Origin of the sequence: Methylorubrum sp. GM97 (assembly GCF_024347855.1) — a bacterium.
Taxonomy (GTDB): domain Bacteria; phylum Pseudomonadota; class Alphaproteobacteria; order Rhizobiales; family Beijerinckiaceae; genus Methylobacterium; species Methylobacterium extorquens.
This window is the reverse complement of record NZ_AP025942.1, coordinates 4748459-4767327: the sequence shown is the minus strand read 5'-3', so window position 1 is coordinate 4767327 and position 18869 is coordinate 4748459. Positions and strand designations below refer to the sequence as shown.

General features: G+C 64.9%; 17 protein-coding genes. 4 read left to right on the top strand and 13 right to left on the bottom strand.

All coding sequences use genetic code 11. The features are described from left to right. Positions 1-91: 91 nt before the first annotated feature. The 4 genes from MSPGM_RS22190 to MSPGM_RS22180 all read right to left on the bottom strand — a co-directional run bounded on the left by MSPGM_RS22190 (position 92) and on the right by MSPGM_RS22180 (position 2273). Positions 92-538 (bottom strand): curli assembly protein CsgF, encoded by a 447-nt coding sequence (locus MSPGM_RS22190; protein WP_261925952.1) that lies wholly within the window; start codon positions 536-538, stop codon positions 92-94. A 56-nt stretch (positions 539-594) separates the two neighbouring features. Beyond that, on the bottom strand, positions 595-1320 hold the full coding sequence (locus tag MSPGM_RS22185; protein ID WP_261925951.1) for a hypothetical protein: 726 nt from the start codon (positions 1318-1320) through the stop codon (positions 595-597). 124 nt (positions 1321-1444) lie between these two features. Then, the gene (gene csgH / locus MSPGM_RS25550; RefSeq protein WP_410007716.1) at positions 1445-1660 is read right to left on the bottom strand and encodes a curli-like amyloid fiber formation chaperone CsgH; all 216 of its coding nucleotides are present in this window, start codon (positions 1658-1660) and stop codon (positions 1445-1447) included. Between the two features lie 109 nt (positions 1661-1769). Beyond that, a complete protein-coding gene (locus MSPGM_RS22180) occupies positions 1770-2273 on the bottom strand; it encodes a helix-turn-helix transcriptional regulator (protein WP_261925950.1) in 504 nt (167 codons plus the stop codon). A 1036-nt stretch (positions 2274-3309) separates the two neighbouring features. Between MSPGM_RS22180 and MSPGM_RS22175 the strand changes: the two genes are divergently transcribed. Then, positions 3310-4719 (top strand): hypothetical protein, encoded by a 1410-nt coding sequence (locus MSPGM_RS22175; protein ID WP_261925949.1) that lies wholly within the window; start codon positions 3310-3312, stop codon positions 4717-4719. A 41-nt stretch (positions 4720-4760) separates the two neighbouring features. Next, on the top strand, positions 4761-5519 hold the full coding sequence (locus MSPGM_RS22170) for a hypothetical protein (protein ID WP_261925948.1): 759 nt from the start codon (positions 4761-4763) through the stop codon (positions 5517-5519). A 30-nt stretch (positions 5520-5549) separates the two neighbouring features. Here the strand turns inward: MSPGM_RS22170 and MSPGM_RS22165 are convergent, their stop codons facing one another. Both MSPGM_RS22165 and MSPGM_RS22160 read right to left on the bottom strand, forming a co-directional pair. Further along, positions 5550-6422, bottom strand: a complete 873-nt coding sequence (locus tag MSPGM_RS22165; RefSeq protein ID WP_261925947.1) for a hypothetical protein — start codon at positions 6420-6422, stop codon at positions 5550-5552. After that, positions 6404-6796, bottom strand: coding sequence for a hypothetical protein (locus MSPGM_RS22160; protein WP_261925946.1), 393 nt, complete (start codon positions 6794-6796; stop codon positions 6404-6406). Before MSPGM_RS22160 ends, MSPGM_RS22165 begins: the two co-directional genes overlap by 19 nt. 251 nt (positions 6797-7047) lie before the next feature. Between MSPGM_RS22160 and MSPGM_RS22155 the strand changes: the two genes are divergently transcribed. Then, the gene (locus tag MSPGM_RS22155; protein WP_261925945.1) at positions 7048-7887 is read left to right on the top strand and encodes a lytic transglycosylase domain-containing protein; all 840 of its coding nucleotides are present in this window, start codon (positions 7048-7050) and stop codon (positions 7885-7887) included. A 4-nt stretch (positions 7888-7891) separates the two neighbouring features. On the opposite strand, the gene MSPGM_RS22150 is transcribed toward MSPGM_RS22155, so the two are convergent. Further along, positions 7892-8479 (bottom strand): hypothetical protein, encoded by a 588-nt coding sequence (locus MSPGM_RS22150; protein ID WP_261925944.1) that lies wholly within the window; start codon positions 8477-8479, stop codon positions 7892-7894. A 98-nt stretch (positions 8480-8577) separates the two neighbouring features. Between MSPGM_RS22150 and MSPGM_RS22145 the strand changes: the two genes are divergently transcribed. Continuing rightward, entirely contained in the window at positions 8578-9006 is a 429-nt protein-coding gene (locus tag MSPGM_RS22145; RefSeq protein WP_261925943.1) for a hypothetical protein, read from the top strand. A gap of 22 nt (positions 9007-9028) precedes the next feature. On the opposite strand, the gene MSPGM_RS22140 is transcribed toward MSPGM_RS22145, so the two are convergent. The 6 genes from MSPGM_RS22140 to MSPGM_RS22115 form a co-directional block, all read right to left on the bottom strand. Next, complete coding sequence (locus tag MSPGM_RS22140) at positions 9029-9430, bottom strand: hypothetical protein (protein ID WP_261925942.1); 402 nt, start codon at positions 9428-9430, stop codon at positions 9029-9031. 4 nt (positions 9431-9434) lie between these two features. Next, on the bottom strand, positions 9435-10019 hold the full coding sequence (locus MSPGM_RS22135; RefSeq protein ID WP_261925941.1) for a tetratricopeptide repeat protein: 585 nt from the start codon (positions 10017-10019) through the stop codon (positions 9435-9437). A 37-nt stretch (positions 10020-10056) separates the two neighbouring features. Next, positions 10057-11715: a hypothetical protein gene (locus tag MSPGM_RS22130; protein ID WP_261925940.1), complete on the bottom strand. Its 1659-nt coding sequence runs from the start codon at positions 11713-11715 to the stop codon at positions 10057-10059. Positions 11716-11948: 233 nt separating this feature from the next. Next, positions 11949-13031 (bottom strand): hypothetical protein, encoded by a 1083-nt coding sequence (locus tag MSPGM_RS22125; RefSeq protein ID WP_261925939.1) that lies wholly within the window; start codon positions 13029-13031, stop codon positions 11949-11951. A gap of 25 nt (positions 13032-13056) precedes the next feature. Next, the gene (locus MSPGM_RS22120; protein WP_261925938.1) at positions 13057-15708 is read right to left on the bottom strand and encodes a putative virulence factor; all 2652 of its coding nucleotides are present in this window, start codon (positions 15706-15708) and stop codon (positions 13057-13059) included. A 2-nt stretch (positions 15709-15710) separates the two neighbouring features. Beyond that, positions 15711-18821, bottom strand: a complete 3111-nt coding sequence (locus MSPGM_RS22115) for a virulence factor SrfB (protein WP_261925937.1) — start codon at positions 18819-18821, stop codon at positions 15711-15713. Positions 18822-18869: the final 48 nt, after the last annotated feature.

The following is an 18869-nucleotide window of genomic DNA, read 5'->3' as shown; positions in this document are numbered from 1 at the left end:
CTCGAAGCCTGCAGCAATTGACTGCGGCGGGCTCTAGGTTGAACGAAATTTTCACAATAGAGGCGACGCGATGATTCAGATGGGGCACATTTCAGAAGCCAAGCGGAACAGTCACCGTCGAGGAGCTCGCACCGTCATTGACGGTGATCTGAACGTTCCCGGCAACTTGCTGGAACGAGATAGTCGTTCCCTGCACGACGAAGGTGCCGCTTGGCTGAGCATTTTCGCCGAAGATCGCGTTCGTGATCCGGTCGGCGACGGCTGCAAGCAGGCGTGCGTTGATGATCGCCGCAAAATTTGAAGCCGGCGAAGTTGCTGTCTGCCGTTGCTGAGCTTGCAGTGCGGCCTGTGCTACTGCGTCGGCCAGTTGACGCTTGCGCACGAAGATATTTTGGGCGGTCGCCTGCGACTGCAGCCAACCGCCGTTCAGCGGCGAGCCGCCAAAGGACGGGTTTACCGGCTGATAGTTCAGCGGACCCGCAGCGGCCGAACTTGCCAGGGTAAAGGCGGCGCAAACTCCCAAAACAGTTGTTTTCACGCGCCTTCCCCAATATATAATACGGCTATAACTCGTATCGCGTTAGCGACCACCCACTACCGACGGGGTATGGCGGGGAATGATCCAGCTGGCAACGTGGTCAGGATTGAATTGCGAGCCGATCCGACACCTGTTTGCTCCACTGTGATAGTTTTACCACTAGAACTAAGCATGTCGGAAGTCAGCGTATAGCTCAAGTTCAATCCATTCTGCTGGGAGTTGATCGTATAACCGCTCCCAACTAACGACAGGTTCGTCGAATTTCCGCTACCGGTCTGTCCTGAAGTTATACGATTGTCCGAACCACTGACGCCGATGACTGACTGGTTGCTGCTGCCGCCACTTTGAGTCTGGCTCGTCACGTTGCGATCGCCGGTGATGCTAGTGGTTGCGCTGTTGTTGAATCCGGTTTGGTCGATCGTCCCGACGTTTCCGATTCCGAACTGGTTGAGGACCGCAACGTTGTTCGTAAGGCTGCCCGCACCGCTCCCAGCGACTGAGGCTGCGGCGACGGCATTGCGCACCGTGTTGGGGTTGCCGTTCAGCGTCGTGAGATCGACGCCCAACGTGTCCGGCGCGGCGGTCGGCCGCGTGCTCGTCGGCGCGCTCGAATTGCCGAGAATGCGCGAATAAACCTCCGGCGAAGCCGGCCGACGGGAATTCGTGAGCAATGCGCCCTGATTGACCTGCGTGATGTACACGCTGCTCTCTTGCGCAACTGCGGATATCGGCTCAAACGACATAACTGCGGCGAGGGCGAGAATAGGATGACGGACTTTCATGAGCAAACTCCCGCACTTCACAATTTGAGATCAGTCGTGCCAACAGCTCGGCATTCCCGACGAGCGCCGCCGACTTCGAGCGTTAACACAGCTTCGTAGCGTGCGCCGGCCTCGACTGATAGATTCATAATCCCAACGCCTGTCCGTGCGCCTGGTTCGAGTGTGACCTGCCCCCCTGAGACACGTTGGATGCGCCTGCGCGGCCGGCCTTCATCACGATTAGCTGGTATGTGCCCTTCCCACCCGCCTGCGACACGACGATACCTTGAATCTCCGCCATACCGTCCCTGATCGCGAGGTCGATCGCGCACGTGAGACCGTCCTGAGCCTGCGCCGGCATCGAGCCGACAACGCCACCAGTCGCACCTCCAGCTAGTCCGAGAAGCCAAGCGATCGCGTGCTTCATGAAAAGGCTCCTTGCCGGCGGAAGCGATTTGCAGCCCATGCTCTCAGGGCAAGATGGCAACTCGCGACAGGAGCGAGACGAGTTCGGGCTGGCGCCGCGTACCGGTCTTGTGGAAGGCAGAGGAGAGTTGGCTGCGCAGCGTCGCATTGCTGAGGCGGGTCTCGTCCGAAATTTCCTGCAGCGTTCGCCCCGCACCGATGGCCAGCGCCAACCGCGCCTCGGCCGGCGTGAGGTCGAACAAGCGCTGGAGCACGGCGACCGACGGCCGCGGCCGCTCGCGCAAATCGACCATCACTAGCATGGTGTGCGCGCTCGCCGCCTGCGTGGACATCGCCGGTGACGCGAGCGGGATCGCGTGGAGAATCAGCGGCGCGCCATCCTCGTGATGAACGGTGATCCAGGCCTCGTGATCGATCCGGAAGCGTGAGTCGGCGCGAGCCAACAGACGTTTCAAGGCATCGCGCCGCCAACCATCGCGACAATTCTGCGCTTCCAGCAGCAGCTCGCGACTCAAGATCTGTTCGGCGGTGTCGTTGATTTCGATCACGGCCCCCTGCGTGTCGATGATAAGCCCGCCACAACTCATCCTCTCCAGCGTCCTGAGCCATGGTATCTGTGTCTGCACTGCCGTTGGCCACACTGCTGCTTGCCGCTACCGCACTCGTTGGCAGCATTCTGCAACGATCCGGTGAAGTTTTATAACCGACCTGATTAATATTGTGCTTCCTCATCCCCAGGGCGTTCTGCGTAGGCGGTTTCATTGCTCCACCCCGGCCGCAGACAGGTGAGTGCAAATCCATGCCTCGATTGCCGCAACCGTGGGAAAGAAAATACCCTCGCCTTCGAACGGGCCGAGACCGCTATGCAGATACCACCCCCCTTCAGCCTCCACGACGAGGGCTGCAAGACAGCCGCTGAGCCATACGAGATGACCCGCCTCACACGCTCCATTGGTCATGGCTCGGATCGGCTCGATCTTAACCTGTAGCATTCGCGTGATCCATTTGAAGCGGCACCCGTTAGATGCGCCTCACCGCAATGGTTAACCATGACGGTTCGAGCGACGCATCATTCGTTCGGATGAGCGGGTAACCGAATCGTACAAGGACGATCTTCGTCGACGCGCTTCAGGCAGCCGCAGCGAAAGATGCCGAGCTCGCCCGCCCGCATGGTTTCGAGACACCGGCGATGCCGCACTTGAGCGTGTTGGCGCGGCCTTCGATATTGCCAGTCCCGGTAATACTTTGATTATAGGAGTTACGAGTTGCTTATGGCAGCATTAATTGTCGCTAATCGCAACATAGACCGTTTTGTTATGCGTTCGATTTGACCACGGCCGTACCATCGGTAACATTAACACTGATATGAACGGTTGATTTCAGAAAATCCGCTGATTGCACCGAACAGTTCATCCAAATGAATGATGCGAACTTTGAAATCGACCGTTAGTAAACGAATCGTTAAGGCGACGGAGCGGCGCAAGGGCCGGAACGAGACGCCGCAACGAGCAATGCGGCGCAAGCCGCGTGATGAAACAATGGCGGGGCGCCAGGTCGTGCGTCGACGCCTTAAGGGGAAGCATCATGCACAAGCATCTTCTGGCGCTTGCCGCCAGTGTGGCGACGCTCGCCTTTTCGACGACCGCCTTCGCGCAGGCGAACCAGTTGTACACAGGCCAAGTTGGCGACGGCAATCAACTGAACATCGATCAGTCGGGTTCGAACGGCTACGTCGGGTTCGACGCCAACCTTCGCGCCAATCAGATTGGCAATAATAACACCCTCACCGTCAATCAAGGTGGCTCGAATAACGTTGTCGGCGCGACGAACTTCACGGGGGTAGGTTCCGGCAACCCGAACTACGGCGCCGACCAGACCGGTAATGGGAACTTTCTGCGGATTGATCAGAGCGGCACCAGCAATCAGGCTCGCTATCAGCAGCGTGGCAATGGCAACGGTGTCGTACCTGTACCGAACGGGTATGCTGGCCCGAACTCCTTCAATAGCCCTTATACTGGTGGACTGCCAACGGCCAACAACGGCGGTGGTGCTGCCTATGCTGGCGAAACACCGACTGGGCGTGGAGACTATATACAGCAGGCGGGCACCCGGAGCTCTGTTAGCGTCTTCCAAGACTCCACGGGGGGCACGGGGAATGGCCTCATCATTCGCCAGAATTCAACGGACTCGAGCATTGACCTGACTCAAAATTCGGGCGGCGGTGAAGCTAACTACGCGTATTTCGCTCAGTTTGGCGGCTTCAACAACAGCGCCTCGGTTACGCAGCAGAACAACGGTCCGGTAGCCAACTTTGTTGACGTCCGCCAGTCTGATAGCAATAACGCTGCAAACAATTCTCGCGTAACTGCAAGTCAGACCGGCTCTTCTCTCGCCTTATTTGCCAACCAGACCGGCGACGGAAATATTTCTAACACGACACAGACTGGCTCTGGCAGCACGATGTCGATCTTCCAGAATGCTTACACTGGTGGTGTTGGGTTTGAGAACGTCGTTACGGCCAACCAGTCCGGCAGCGATCAGTACCTTGTGGCGGTTCAGAATGGTGCTGTGAACAGTCTAACGAGTGTTCAGGCTGGAATCGGAAACCGAGCAACCACCTCGCAGACTGGTTTCTACAACTCCATCGATAACGGACAGAGTGGCACTGGCCAAGTTTTGGACGTGACGCAGAACAACAGCCAAATTCGGCTTGGAAATACCGTTACGAATAGGCAGGACAATGGCAGTGGAGTGGGCGGCAACAGCTTGACCGTGCGCCAGGACGGGTATCTGCTCCTTGCTACGTCGACACAGTCGGGGACGGGGAACGCCGCCATTGTCGATCAGAACGGCTTCTCGAACCAGTACATCGGCGTGCAGACCGGAATGACCAACAGCGCCAACGTTCTCCAGGGTGCAAACGGCAACATCGCGAACGTGCTGCAGAACGGCGTGAGCAATGTCGCGACGATCACTCAGAACCGTACGCGGTAAGTAAGGATGCGGGAACGGATCGCCCGTTCCCGCAGCTTCGCTTGCTTCAAACGGTCGCTCGATCGATCGGGCTTATTGAGCAACGCAGCGGCTCGCCTTCGGGCGAGCCGTTTCTGTTCCATAAGAAACAGGGTGAGGTGATGAGAGTGGTGCTTCGGTCCCTAGCCGTACTTGCGATCGGCTCCAGCAGTGCGCTGGCGCAGACGACGCCGCAAACTCCTGTTCCCGCCGCGCCTGGGCAGACCGGCCCCGCAGCACCTCCGCCGGCTCAGGCCGCACAGGCGCCCGTCTGCAACAACGCGTGCATCCGGGGGAACGCCGACCGTGCCGTTCAGGCCTGCGCCCCGCGCGTCGAGGCACAGGCGCCCGGCGACTACGATTGGCTGATGCGGCCTTACGGCAGCATCTTCCAGGAAGCAGATTCGCCCGAGCAGCCCACCTCCCCCGTCGTACGGTATCGCGGCGACTCGATTCGCATCCTTAGCCCGCAGAGGGAGTGGGTTCGCGCCATCTACGAATGCGGATACGACACTGCGAAGCAGGAAGTCGCGTATGTGAATGTGAGGGTCGGCGTCCTTGGCAAGGCGAGCGCCGTTCCGGTCCTCCCGACGCCTGCGCCGCAGGCCCGCGCGCGCCAAACCGTTCCCGCGCAGCCGGCTTCTCCTGCACAGCCGACCGCTGGACAAGCGCAAGCCGCCAGTCCGGCGCAGCCGGTAGCGCCGACGAGCGACCGTCGCCGCGTCGGCGAGATGGACGAGGTGTCCGTCCTGCAGATCAAGCCGTCCTCGAAGGCGCGGTAGCGCCGCGCCCGCGATGCGGTTCGCTTACGTTCAGCGCCGCAGCGCGGAGGTTCCGGGCGCTGGGGCGAACGTGCTCTGCTGCACGTTCGTCATGTTGCCTACCCCTGCCTGGGCAACGTTGGCGAGCTGCCCGCTGCCGATTTGCATCGCGTAGACCTCGTTGCCGGCGCCGCGCTGAAGACTGTGGACCACGTTGAGGCTGCCGAGCTGGGCTCCCGTCAGCGTGTTGTTGATGCCGAGCTGGACGAGTTCGGCGCTGTTCTGGATGTCGCCGAACCCGGTGCCCTGACGCCATTCGACGATGTTGCCGTAGCCCGACTGGCCGGCCCCTGCCTCGCTGGCCTGATAGACGGCCAGTGTGTTCTGCTGCCCGACGACCACGTTGGTGGCCGAATTCCCGGCGCCGACCTGCAGCGCGTAGAGATAGTTGCTGCTGCCTGACACAGTCCAGGCGACCGCGTTCGTCAAATTCGTGGTCTGTGCGCCCAGCGCCGAGCGACTGTTCTGATCGATCTGAAAGCTGTTGTCGTCGCCCGTCACGTTCAGGTCGGCGCGGTTAGCCGAACCGACCTGCAGTACGCTCGCGCCTGGTCGGCTGGCGGGTAACGCATAGGCCGCCGGCCCGTCGAAAGCGGCGTAAAACGGCAGCGGCGCATCGGCAGCGGCGATAGTGCGCAGCTCGCTGAGCCCGGAGAGGCCGCTGAGGGCTCCCGAGTGCGTCTCACCGCGCAGGACCGTGCCGCCCGCAAAGCCGTTGCGATTACCCGTTAGGATCACGCGCACCGTGTTGCGGGTGAGGCCGGTGCTCTGCTGATCAACGTCGAAAACGTAGTTCTCGCGCCCCGATTGCAAGATGACGAACTCGTTGGCGACGTCCGCCGAGCCTAAGCTGCGTTGGCGCACCCCCCGACGACGTTGCCGTTGCCGAACTCCTGCGTTAGCTGCACGGCGTTGCCGCTGCCCTGCTGGCGGACCGGCAGTTCACCGCCATTGAAATCGAAGCCGATCAGGTTGTTGCTCGAGGTCTGCTGAACATCCAGCCTGTTCGCGGAGCCCTCCGCACTTGCCGATTGGGAGACGTTGTTCGTGGCCGATCCCAGCCGGTTGCCGAGCCCGCTCTGAACGAACGTCGTGTCGTTGACGATGATGGCTCGTCCCGCAGCGCTCTGCTGATCGATGAACGCCTGATTGTTTGCTGCGACCGTCTGCGCCTGCGTCGGAGTACCGATCACGACTGCAAATCCAAGGATACCGAGCGAGTGAATGAAAGTGTCCATGGCGAAATCCGACGACGCAACATCGCGGCGTTAACGATCGGTAAACGCAGATGCCACACCATGCAAGCAAACTACGCAATCCGCGCGGCCGACGTCACGACTTTCGCCTCAATCTATTGCTTACGCTCGGCCCCTGTGTATTCGCTGCACTGAAAATGAGCCTGGGCAACGGGTGGGGGCACGCGCGCATGAGATTTAGCCGTCGTAGAGGGTATCGCCTGCGAATCGGCCCGCTCGCCGCGGCTTGCCTCTTGTCCGCACCGGCATCGGCTTCGCCGACGAGCGAGGCAGAAGCTTCGCTCCTGTCGCAACTCACGAGCGCGCAGGGCGCACGCGATGTGGTGACGGTCGCCATCCGTCCGGCGCTCCCGGCGTACACCGTGCCGGCGCGATCCGGTCCGACCTCGCGAGAACGGCGCGCGCTCGAGCCGATCGCCGAGGCGGCCGCGTTGCAGCACGGCGTTTCGGTCGATTTCTTCAAACGGCTGATTCGCCAGGAGAGCGGCTATAACCCCTTCGCCGTCAGCTTCGCAGGCGCACAGGGAATCGCGCAGTTCATGCCGGCGACGGCCGCCAAGGTTGGGCTCGACGACCCGTTCGATCCGGTGAAGGCGCTGCCAAAATCGGCCGAACACATCGCCGACCTGCGGCGGCGCCTGGGCAACGAGGGGCTCGCGGCGGCCGCCTACAACGCCGGAGAGGGGCGCGTGCGGGCTTGGCTCGCCGGTCGATCCGGGCTGCCGCTGGAGACGCAAAACTATGTCCGGGCGATCACCGGTCGCCCTGCGCACGAATGGGCGCCTGTCGGAACGACGCCGCTGCCCTCAACAAGCTACGCATCGCTTCCAGGTATGAGCAACCCGGCGCTTCCGGCATTCACACGCCTGCAATCGGCTGAATGGCAACTGGGGGCCAAGCTGCTGGGCAGCCAGAGCGGGCTGACGGCGCTGCTTGACAGTTCCGGCGCCCCGTCCGGGCGCCGAGCTGGACCCTTGCGCGTGAACCGCGGAACCACCGCTGCCGCCGTCACGGGCGAGAAGGCGCTGTGCGCCAGCATGGGCCGCGGCTGCATCGTCGCGGCCGTGTACTGATGGATCAGCGCTGGTAGGCCGCGAGTCGGTTGCCGTTGCCGCTCTGAACCACGCCCATAGTGTTCATCGCTCCCGCTTGCACGGCCGTCATGACGTTGTTGCTTCCGCTCTGCTGCAGCATCATTACGTTCTGCTGACCGGACTGCATCGCGCTCAGTCGGTGCGAATCGCCACTCTGCGTCAGGAGCATCTCGTTTCCGCGGTCAGCCTGGATCGCCGTCAGTTGATGACCGGAGCCGTCCTGCTGGACGCCGACCCCGTTGCCGAACCCGGATTGCTCGATGCGGACGCTGCTCATAGATGCAGTTAGAACGCCGACGATCCAGTTGCCCTCGCCGGACTGAGAGATCTGTCGATCGAGGAACGGCTCATGGACCGCGACGATGTGCAGGTTGCTTTGTGCGGTGGTCGGGCGGAAAGCTCGACCTCCGATGACCAGCGCGTCGTACTCTCCGCGACCGGCCGAAGGAAGGGACGCCGCTGCGCGCGTCGTGGAGACTTGACTGATCCAGACGCCGTCGTCAGCACACGCTCGATTTGTGGATAAGGCAATGGCGCTGAAGGCGAGCAGGATGAGCCAGAGGGAATGCATGAGGATTGTCGCTACAGGCTGGAGACGGTGGACGTCCGATGTTCGCCTGCGGTATCCCTAGAATCCCTTAATCGACCTCGTTGATTGGTAATCTATCAATGGCGCTGCCGCGGTTCCCAATCCTCTTTGCCAGCCTTGCCCTTCCAACGCAGCTCGCTGCGCAGGCAGCGCTCGGCAACGTCAATGACTGCACGTTGATCCAAGACCCCATTGCATTGCGTAATTGCATACTTCGTTATGGAAACGTGCGCACGCAGCCGCCAGCAACGATCGAAAGCACACTTCCCCCCTCCGTGACGCAGACGAATCCTGCGGCAGATCCGAGTGACGAGATCGTCGAGGTTCCTTCGACGCCGGCGAGACGCGCGATGCCGCCCGGCAAGCGAACAGAAAAAGGAGGCGCGTTGAAGCCACCTGTCGCGACGCTTCAGCCCACGCTATCACCACAAACGCCGCCCCTGCCACGGCCAAATCCAAAGGATACGATCACTCATATCGAGCAGATTGATATCTCTAAGTCCAAATAGCGATTAATTTTTCAGCTAGATATTATAGCGCGTCGCACTGATTGTTTCGAGAATGGGACAGTGGAAGAATTAGCGTCGCCAAGCTAGTTTTGCAGATCCATTCCTGTGATGAAACATACTCTAAGTTTGCGCAGCCGGACACAAGGTTGCGCGCCTCAACTGCGTTGTGGCTTCGTTCGCTGGCCTCGTCTGCGGCAGCTTCACGGGCGTGCACGGCCATGCCCATGCCGAGCAGGGTGAGCGCGACGACAGAGACGATGGCCAACGCCGACCCATTACGTGCCGGCGGTGGCATCGATCCGCCGGCGAAAGCGCGGCGTTGGGCTTGGGCGCTGCGCCCGACGCGGGCGGTCGAGCGGCATCGTGCGCTCGCATCTTCGGTGCCGTCCGCTGCGAGCCCGACCTGTTCAGCAGCATCGCGCATCGCGTCAGTTGCAGCCGACGGAGCCGCAGAGCGTATTGGAGACGAGTGAGCCGCCACCGACGGACAGTCCACCTCGCAGCAGAGAAAGGTTCGACCGAGCCTCCTCGTTGTCAGGCTTCTGCCGCAGGACTTCCTCGAAATCGCGGATGGCGGCGGAAGTGTTTCCCAGGGCGATGTAGGCCTTCGCCCGATTGAGAAGCGTGTTCGAGAAGTTGGGGCGCATCGCAAGGGCGTGGTCGAAGTCCGCGATCGCCGCCGACGGATTCTGCAGCCCAGCGAGGGCGACGCCACGGTTGTGGTAAGCGTACGGGTACTCGTCGTCGGCGCGGATGGCCCTGTTGCAGTCAGCCAGCGCGTCGGAGAACGCACCACGATCGATCTGCGCCCAACAGCGTCCATCGAACGCAATGGCCCGCTGCCGTGGCGTGCGCGCCTCTGACAGGAGACGGCTGCACCCGGCGACGCGCATGTCCGGTGTACCCGAGCGGCAATCCTGCGTGGCGTCGGCGAGCGCTGGCGATCCGAGGCGTCCGGATGCCACCAGCACCATACCGGTTGCGATGATCGCGGTTATTCGTGAAGCCAGCACGTCCGATCCCTCGCTTCGGTGTCGTCCGGTGCTGTTACTAGCCGCACCGGTTCGTGAAGATGTCGCGGGTGGGCAATTGCATCGAGTTCATCATCCGCAGCAGCTCAGCCCGATACACATCGCTGTACTCGGCTGGGAAGCGCGCCCCGATGTTGGTGATCGTACTGCGATCGTCGCGCCGCACGGTGGCGAAGTCGTAGAAGCTGCGGTCGTCAAAGCTGCCCTGGGCGACGGCGGTCCCGCGTCCCTCGAGGACGAAGCCCGCCCGCCCAGGCGCCGAGTTGACTTCCTGTGAGCGGCTAACCTGACCACGCCGGGGGCGGATCTGCTCGGCGATGTACTGCTGCGCGCTGCCGCAGCGCTCGTTCGGACTGATCTGCACGTACATCATCACTTGGTCGCCGTGCTGCCGCGAGCGCCAGATCGTCGTGTAGGTTTGCTTCTGAGCGTCGTACTGGTCGTTCATCATCGGCCTGATCTCGAGCAGGTTGCTCGCGAAGTTCAGCGTCCAACCCGAAGCGCTGCTGGCGGGGGTACGCAGAGCTTGCCTCTCCCGCTCGAGTCGCTCCTGTTCGAGCCTAGCCGCCTCCCTTTGCCGGTCCAGCTCCTCTCTTCGGCGCCGCTCATCCTCCTGTCGCTGACGCTCAACCTCCTGTCGCTGCCGCTCAGCCTCCCGCTGGCGATCCGTTTCCTCGCGTCGACGCCGTTCGTCCGCCTCCTGGCGGTCGCGCTTGCGATTGCAGTCGATGCTGAAGTTGTCGACGAGGCTGCGGAAGCGGCCCGCCGGGTAAGCCGCGCTGTAGCTCGCGATGGCGGTCCCGTCCTCGCACGAGGCGGTAGCCTTCTGGAAGGCACGCTGCTCCCGTCCGGCTTGGCGCCGATCCTCGAATGCGCGGGCGTAGGGATAGGTCGCTGTCGCCGCCTCGCAGGCGCCAATCGGGGGGTCGAGGTTTACTCCACGCAAGGACGCTGGGTCTGCGTTCGGGTCGATGCGGTTGCAAGCGGTGGGCAGTCCCGCGAAGAAGCCTTGCGGCAGGAACGCGAACGACGTGGTGAGCGAGCCGCTGGCGCGCGGCTCCAGATCACTGTCGCTGAGCACGCGGCGCAGGAAGGCAAACGATTGTAGGAAGCTCTCGCCTTCCAGTGCCATCGCCCCAAGCATCGGCTCACGCAACGAGGCGCGCCCGGCGAGAGGTGCCCCGGAGGGGCTGCGCCGCCCGGCACGCTCGCTGCCGATGATGCTGGCGCCCGATGCGCCCGCCGCCGCGTCGAAGTCGCAGCGCCCGCCCGCAGCCGGCTGGCACTCATCGACTACGGCCACGAGGTCGCGTGCCCGGCGCTGGGAGATCCGGCGCAGCAGGTCACTCAGGCGCAGCCCCTCGCTATCGAGCATGTCCGGACGCTGGCTGGCGTCCGAGGGGGCGTCCTTCGGCAGAATGTGGACGTCGTCCGTGCCGCCGACGCTCGGGCCTAACGCGAACACCGCGATCTGCACGTCCTCCGGCAGGCGGGCGACTGCCTCCCGAAGGCCTCGCTCCAGCTGCGGGCGGTCGGCGGGGCCGAGCGTCCACACGTCGAAGCCGATGTCCCGCAGGCGCTTGCGGTAAGCTTCCTCGTCGGCATGGGCGGTCGCCGCCCGGCCGCTGGCGGCTGCCGGCTGCGGCACTATCAGTAGCGCGATGCGCTGGGCGGTCACCGCGGAGCTTCGCCCCGTCGCGGCTTGAATTGCGAGCCCCGGCGCGGCCGCGTGCCCGATAGCGGGAGTGAGGCTGAGCGCTACTGCTAGCGCAGCGGCGATCCGTCGGTGGCCATCTCGAACGTGGGTGATCATGGCATGGCTGATCAGGGCGTGTGGGGCCACGGCGGGCGTGCTCGGCATCGCGGGCGGGTCGTGAGAGGGGACGTTCATCGCGGCTCGGCTGGTTCGCATCACGGGCGGCAGATGGTGCGCAGACGCTCGTCGCGGCCCGCGAGGTCCGTGTTCGCATCGCACAACCCCCGCAGCGCATCGGTGTGTCGGGGCGAGCGGTTGCGCCACAGGGCGTAGTAGTAGGCGGCGCGCACAGCGTCAGGCCGCGCCGCAGTGCGAGCGACCGCGTCGGGATTGCTAGGATCGTAGAAGCGCGCGAGCTGCCATGCGGCGTCCGCGTTCGCGACCGGGTCGGCCTCCTCGAAGGCACGGAATGCGGTCCCTCCTTGGTGCGCGGCGAGCGCCGTCTCGCCCAGATCGAGGAACGCGGGCGCGGACGCGCGCGCTTCGATAAGGCGAGTGTACCGCTGGCGCAGCTCCGCCGCCGAGGGGCGCGGCGCCTCCTGCGAAGGAGCAGCCAGGGTCATGGGTGCCTGTTCCACAACCGGCGGCGGCGTGTTGCTCGACGTTGGCTGCGGCGTTTCCCGGGTGGCTAAGATCGTGCGCAGATCGTCCCGGTAGACGTAGGCGCCGCCGGCCGCGGCCAGAGCCAGACCGAGGAACAGCGCAGCGGCCACCGGCCAGACCCGAGGACGCCTTTCAACCGTCACCTCGGCAAGCGGCAGACTTGCCCGCGCAGCGTTCGGCGGCGTGGGTGGATCAAGGGCCGACGCTGGCGCATTCTCCGCGTCGGCTACAACCGGGACCTCCGGTGACACGTCCCGTGCGGCGGTCTCCGTCAGGCTGGGCGGGGCGACCGGCGCCGCGGCGAGGATTCCGTACCCGGCCGGGGCCGGCGTAATGAACGGCCAGGAAACCACGCCGAACGATGTGCCGTCCTGCGCCACGATCTCGATCGGGACCAGTTCCTCGATGCGATCGACGACGTTCGGCCCAAACCGCGCGACGGCACGGCCGTCACGCTCGCTAATCGACAGTGGCGCGAGCCAAGCTACTTCCGGCTGCCAGCCTTCGGCGCCGAGGTGGCGGGGCTCGGCGTCCTGGCGGCGGAACGATAGCAGCGCTGAGGGCGCGGGCCGGCCAAGGTCGACGAAGGCATAGCCGCCGGTCTCGGCCTCGTCCTCGGTAATGCGGATTGTCATGATGGGTGTTTCCAGGACCGAGGACTCAGGCCACGCGCGGCTGGAGGCCGGAGAGGATCGCACCGATCCTGGCGTTCTGCTCCAGGTCGATCGTTACGCCAGACGCGCTCTTCGCGTTGTCCTCGGCCACGCGGTAGAACCCATGGAACCAGTCGGTCGCGTAGGCGTGCGCGAACGTCGCTGGCGCCTGCGTAATCGCGCGCGCGTCGTAACTTATCGGGCGCGGCGCGAAGGCGATCCGCACGCCTTCGCCCTCTTCGATCGACGGGCGCTCCCCGGCCGGCGGCACGAGGTTGAAGCCGAGCCCTCCTGCAAGCCGATTGAGGCGAGTGGCGGCGATCAGGGCGAGTTTGGCTGTGGACTGCTCGGACCGTTCGACGGTTGCCAGCGTCCGAAGGTCGGCGGCGATCGTCCCCTCGACATCGGCGCGGCGGGCGAGTGTGATCAGCTCGCCGACCACGATCTCCATTGCGGTCAGTGGCACGGCGAAGCGGCGCCCGAATCCTTCCGCCTCGACGGTGCGATTGAGGTGATCGATCCAGGCACCGAGCGCGGCGCGCGCCATAGTGCGCTCGCGATCGAGTACGGGAGCGACTGGCTGAGGCCGGGCTGCCGGTGCTCCCGGACGCGCAATCGATCCGGGTCGGACGACGCGCGGTGCGGTAGGCGGCGGCGCGGCCGACTGGTGAGCCTCCTGGGGGGCCGCCTCGGTTCCATGCAGGACGTCGGTAAGCGCCGCGGGATCGACGAGGAGGGCCCGCAGGAGTGAGCCGAGGCTGCCAGCAGCGACGACGGGGTCGAGGGCATCGAACACCTGCCCTGCCGCCTCACGTCGCTCCGCGAGGCGCGTCTCGATGTCGAGGGCGACGTGGAAGCGGGCCAGCCGCTCCCGCATCTCTGCCCTCAGTGCGTCGAGCCGGGAAGCAATCTGCTGGGCCTTCAGAGCGGGGCGGCAGACGCGTGCGAGGTTCTCGACTAGGTAGCTCACCCCGCCGTCGTTGAGGCGCAGCGCCTCATCGAAGGCGCGTCCTGGATCCTGGAAGTGCGCAGCAGCCTCCGGCAGAGCGCTGAACCCAGCGCGCAACTCCGCGATCCGCCCCTGCTTCTCTGGCAAGAAGGCGACCTCGCGCCGCCCCTCGTAGCGGATCACCGACTCGGCTGGATAGTTCGGGTTGCGGAACCAGTACGCGTTGCGGAACGGCGTCCCCGGTGTCCACTCACGCGGCCACGCATGAGCCTTGCCGAAGAAACCCGTCAGCGACGCCTCGATCCGGTTGCGAAAGCGCAGGCCTGCGTCCTGTCCGGCGTCGCCCGCTTTGTCGACGAAGTGGCTGTCGAACCACGTCAGCACGAGGAAGAGAAGGTTGGGCAGCTGCGCGCGCGCCTCCGGGGCCGCCCCGTGCGTGAGCGCGATCCAGCGCTCCACCAAGTCGGGCAGCGTGACGACCTCTTGGTTGGAGGGCCGGACGCACAGCATCATCGCCGTCAGTTCCTGCTCGGCGACATAGCGATCGAACAGGTAGGCGACCTTGCCGCGCAGGAACGTCTCCTTCAGCGCGTCGGGTTGAGCTGTTAGGAAGTGGCCAAGATCGACCTTCTGGCGGCTGCGCGCCCCGGGGAAGTCGAGGAGATCGGCCTCCCCCAGAAAGGCGCGGGGCGCGTCGGCGATCTCGATGCGCAGCTCGGCCGTGATCGCGGCGACTGTAGCCCGCGGCAGCGAGACTGCCGATCCGCCGGCCGCCCGCACGGTCAGCGTGTCACTCGATGCACTCGCGCCAAGTCCCGCGAGCGTCGCCACGTCAAGGATGCTGCCCTCGCGCGGCACCAGCGCTTCGAGCGGCGCGAAAATCTCCTCTGGATGGCCCAGGCGTTCGAGCGCCTCTGCAAGCTGGCGGTAGAGGCCGGTGAACGCCGCGTGTCCGCCCCAGAGCGGGGCGAACAGCCGGGCGCGCTCGTTGAGGTCGAGGCCACCGGCGAGCGCGCGTGCCCCGTCCCAGTAGCGGGCCAGGGCGTCCAGGTAACGCGTGCCACGCGCTTGGTCGCGCAGGTAGTCCTGCAGGTCGTCGATCTCGGCTTCGGTCAGGCGAGCGGCGCCCGCGCGGACGGCTGGCTTCAGGTTGGTGAGGAGAGCGGCGATCTCTTCCGCCGTGGGCGGGCTCTCCTTGGTCGTGTCGCCGTCGTGCAGGAACGTGTTGCACAGGACCTTGACGATATCGGCCTCGGACAACACGCGCAGCCGCACTGGCAGCCCCGGCGGGGTCCCTGGTTGAGCGGCGGCGCTGAAACGCGTGACGAGCCCCGTCGACTCTTTCTCGCCGATTGGGTTGATCTCGGCGAGGAAATCGATGGCCGCGTGCCCATCGAAGCGCGCGCGTAGGGCCCCGCCTTCCGGGCGCGCCAGCACTTCGACGAGATAGGATTTGCCCGCCTGGCTCGGCCCGAACACGCCAGCGCACATCGGACGCTGCGCTGCACGCGCAAGGCGATCGGCGCGGTGGCCCGCCTTGCGGACGTAGCGGACAAGATCCTCGCGCTCGCGCCCAACGACCCCGGCATTGGCCTCATCGCCGAGCCAGCGCTCGGCGTCGTCGGCCAAGCGGCGGGTGTCACGGCAATCCTGCGTCAGATCTTCAGTCGACATGTCGGCGGTCGATGCATCTTCGATCGGGTCTGGCACGTTCAATCCAGGGTAAGAATGCCGGTGTCGAGCCAGTATCCCTGCTCCGAGGGCAGCGTATCGAGGACGAGTTCTATCTTTCGCCTTACGTCGAGGCCGTCCGCGTCGTAGGCGTCGGTAATTTCGAACTCTTCCTTCATGGATTCTGACCGGATCAGCGCGTCTGGGCCGTCGTCGTCGGGCCGGCCGTCGCCGACGCGCTCCAGCGCGACTTCGATCGGCAGCCGAAGGTTCGCCGCCGCCTCGCCCGCGCGCATCCGCAGCCGGTAGAGCGGCGTGGCGATCCAGCGCTCGACCGGGAGCTGTCGGTAGCCCAGCCGCATCGGCGCATAGTAGCGCAGCTTGGCGCTCATCGCCGGTCCTGCGCGCCGGTCGGCGGGCGGGGCATCAAGGTCCACGTCGCGGAAACACAGACCGGCGTCGCGCAGCTGGCCGCTCAGCTCCAGTTCACCAATGTAGCGGGCCGTCGAGCGCAGCCCGAGGCGGCGGGTGAACAGCGTGAAATTAGTGAGCTGCCCCTCAGCCAGCGCGCAGAGCATGCCACCAACCGCCGTGGTGGTTTTCGGATCGCCGATCCGGCGGTTGTCGCGCTCGCGGAACGGGTACCAGTTGCCAGCCTGATACTGGTGCAGCGGCACCACCCGGTCCGGCGAGACGGCCAGCTTATCGACGAGGAGGTCGACGAAGGCATCGAGCCGCGAGGGCCTGCCTGAGAGCAGCACCACGTCGGCATCCAGCGCGTGAATGGCCTCGCACAAGTTGTCGAGGACGAGGTCGAGGGTTGAGATAACGCAGGTCGCAACGACTTCGGCGCGGCTCTCGAAGACGCAGTCCGTCAGAGAGAAGCCGACCGCGCCACCCGCACGGGCTGGCGCTTCCAGGAAGTCGAGCAGGCGTTGTTGCGGCAGGGCGCGGCGCGACGTGCGCCCCCCGCGCTCGGGGAAGAACTCGGGGAACGGCCGCGCGGTGATCTCGGCACTCGCCTCCACGTCGCCGAGCATGCGCAGCCCGATCGGCTCCAGCACCCGCGACACGAACTGACGCCGTAGATGCTTCTCCTGCTCGGCCATGTTGGCCCGGTCGCCACCGAAGCGCTCCAGCAACAGCGCGTGCGGGTCGGGGTGCCCAGCGGAGCGTAGGGCAGCCTCGATGGTGGGCAGCACGAGGCGCTCGATGACCCGCTTGAGTATGTCGTCGCCTGCGATGCGGAATCCCTCGCGGAAGTTCTGCACCGGTTTGATCGCGCGGTTGCCCTCTGCGTAGTAGGTCGTGATCATCAGGTCGGTGGTGCCGCCGCCGACATCGATGCTGGCGATTCGTACCGAAGGCTCCGGCGCGGCGTCCGGGGCGGGCGGCGTGTCTGGCTCCGTGAACGGCCTTGGGCGGCCGACGAGGCGCAGGAAGCCGTCCACCGCGCCACCGAGTTTCTGCGTGATCTCGCCGTACAGGTAGACGAACTGGACGCAGCTCGCTTCGTCCCAGGATACGTGCACCTCGGGCGCGCTCAGCCCGGGCGGCGGGTTGTCGGCCCAGCCCATGAGCTGCCAGATCAGCTTGACCGCCCCTTCCGCGCGCGAGCGGAGCAGGCGCTGCTCCTGCACGGGCATGGCCGGCGGCAGGGTGAGGATGATCCGGCGCAGCTTGCGCGGCGCGTCCTTGGTGCGCCGCCGTTCCCGCACCCCGGCGTTGTTGATGGTCGACAGCGCGTGGCAGACGATCTCCGCCACCATGAACGTGAAGTAGGACGAGCGCGAGAAGGTGAGCCGCGAGGCCCCTACACGATCGTCGGGCTGCACCCGGATCCCGTAGCGTTTCCGATCGGCATCGAGCTGCGCGATGACGTCGCCGCGGCTGTTGACGTACTGTCGGATGGTGCGGTCGATGAGCGGGCTCGTGCCGTCCGCACCATAATCGCGGTCAGGAAAGCGCCATTCCTGGTTCACGGCCCGGACGTCGCACAGATAGCGCTTGGGGCTCGACAGGCCGCCTACCGCTTCCGTCCCCTGCGCGAGCTCGCGGAAGCGGCCGGCTTCGGGTCCCACCCGGACGGGGCTCGGCCAGAAGAACGCTCGCGGTCGCGCCGACAACCGCGAAAGGTGGTCGCGCCCGAACTTGGCGTGGGACAGTTCAACGTGGCTCTCGAACGGTTCGGTGTAGACCTGCTCGGGTTCCGTGAGGTCGCGCAGCTGCAGCACGAACGAGTTGTTGAGATCGACCCGATCCTCGTTGGGGTGGGACTCGATCAAGATGCCGCAGGTGCGGCTGTTGCCGATATCGAGGATGAGATCGACGGTGACAGGGCGGATCGCCGGTTGAGCGGTCACCGTGTCGGTGAGGCGCAAGGTCCGCGGCCGCACCGCCCGTTGCAGGTACTCGAGCAAGACAAGGTAGCGGGCGTAGTGCTCCAGCGCGTTCGGGAAGTCCGTCTCACGTAAAGGCCGGTCGGGGCGCTGGGCCTGTTTGAACTCGCGGAATTGCTCTAGCAACCAGGACGGGACCCATTCCTGGAAGCCTGCGCGCTGGCGGCCCGCGTCGTCCTCCCCGGCGGCCCCCAGGAACCAGCCGATGTCGCGGAAGCGGTGGGCGAAGCGGAACTCGTGCTCGTTGGCAGCGTCCTCGAGACAGGGTGCGGTGTAGGGACGGTTCGGCCGCCGCTCTAGGAGTTCGGTGTCGAAGGCAAAGATGACACGGTGGCTGATTGGGCTGTCGGGCGCACGATCGGCGACCTCGACTACGCGCACCCGCGCCCAGTTGGTTGGGCCGAGGTCCAGTTCCTCGCCGCCGTCGAGCCCAGCCTTAACGCGCAGCATCGGTACCGGCGTCCACTTCTCGAGGAAGACCTCAAGGGCGCTGCGCTCGCTGACCGCGTATTCGCGGTCGTCAGCGCGTGCGCTCTCGACCTCATTCCCACTGGGGTCGTCCTCGTCCCAGGTCGGGAGTAGGCGGTAGGTCCGCCGTCCGTCTGCCTGTACCCCGCCCGGAACCTCGCGCTCGACGAAGCGGCGTGACAGGCGGCCGACGGCATCGACATGGAAGGCATACTCCACGAACTGCACGCCGCTGTGAGGCACCAGTCGTATCGTGGGACCGAATTGGACGGGATCGACATACATCGCGGGTAAGGGTCTCGAGTGTGGCGGACGACGTGTCGGGGGCAGGCG

Excerpts from the sequence above, each read along its gene's own strand:
- MSPGM_RS22175 (WP_261925949.1), top strand. The coding sequence starts at position 3,310 with ATGCACAAGCATCTTCTGGCGCTTGCCGCCAGTGTGGCGACGCTCGCC.
- MSPGM_RS22115 (WP_261925937.1), bottom strand. The coding sequence starts at position 18,821 with ATGTATGTCGATCCCGTCCAATTCGGTCCCACGATACGACTGGTGCCT.
- MSPGM_RS22125 (WP_261925939.1), bottom strand. The coding sequence starts at position 13,031 with ATGACAATCCGCATTACCGAGGACGAGGCCGAGACCGGCGGCTATGCC.
- MSPGM_RS22140 (WP_261925942.1), bottom strand. The coding sequence starts at position 9,430 with ATGCGCGATGCTGCTGAACAGGTCGGGCTCGCAGCGGACGGCACCGAA.
- csgH (WP_410007716.1), bottom strand. The coding sequence starts at position 1,660 with ATGCCGGCGCAGGCTCAGGACGGTCTCACGTGCGCGATCGACCTCGCG.
- MSPGM_RS22145 (WP_261925943.1), top strand. The coding sequence starts at position 8,578 with ATGGCGCTGCCGCGGTTCCCAATCCTCTTTGCCAGCCTTGCCCTTCCA.
- MSPGM_RS22160 (WP_261925946.1), bottom strand. The coding sequence starts at position 6,796 with ATGGACACTTTCATTCACTCGCTCGGTATCCTTGGATTTGCAGTCGTG.
- MSPGM_RS22150 (WP_261925944.1), bottom strand. The coding sequence starts at position 8,479 with ATGCATTCCCTCTGGCTCATCCTGCTCGCCTTCAGCGCCATTGCCTTA.
- MSPGM_RS22185 (WP_261925951.1), bottom strand. The coding sequence starts at position 1,320 with ATGAAAGTCCGTCATCCTATTCTCGCCCTCGCCGCAGTTATGTCGTTT.